Origin of the sequence: Pseudomonas sp. IPO3778 (assembly GCF_013386825.1) — a bacterium.
Taxonomy (GTDB): domain Bacteria; phylum Pseudomonadota; class Gammaproteobacteria; order Pseudomonadales; family Pseudomonadaceae; genus Aquipseudomonas.
Genome location: NZ_JACARC010000143.1, coordinates 1 through 498, shown reverse-complemented (window position 1 = coordinate 498; position 498 = coordinate 1). Strand labels below are relative to the sequence as shown.

The following is a 498-nucleotide window of genomic DNA, read 5'->3' as shown; positions in this document are numbered from 1 at the left end:
AACAGATTCCATTCTGCCATCTCGCTGACATATTACAAGTCTTGACTTATCCGTAGGGCGCTTCCTTAACACCTAGGGGCAACCCTGATAAAGGTCGTCCGAGAAGGACAAGAAAGAAAATTTTGTAGCAACGAGACAATAATCAGTGGTATCGCCGGATTTACCACCTGCCAGATCACTCCAAGCACTGATGTGTACTGCACGAGAATCGTCCGACGAACGGTTCAGGAGTTCACTGCAATACCCATGGAAGCTCTACCCGCGCCCTGCAGTCATAGACTTTTCACGTCGATTCCATCCAACGATGACACTTAACAGCGGCCCCAGCAGCATTCCAATTATCAAGGCCACCACCACAAACACCGATACGGGCATCTGCCCGGTCACCAACCCCAGGAATGAAAGAGACACACCCTGCTGGTTTTCCAGCACGAACCCTAACACTGCCAGCACGACAATCAGCATCGCCAGCACGAGAACAACGCGCTTAATCCCACG

General features: G+C 51.2%; 1 protein-coding gene. It reads right to left on the bottom strand.

The features are described from left to right. Window positions 1-255 precede the first annotated feature (255 nt). Window positions 256-498, bottom strand: a 243-nt coding sequence (locus HX855_RS32950) for a LapA family protein (RefSeq protein ID WP_178948080.1), incomplete at its 5' end; no start/stop codon positions are given.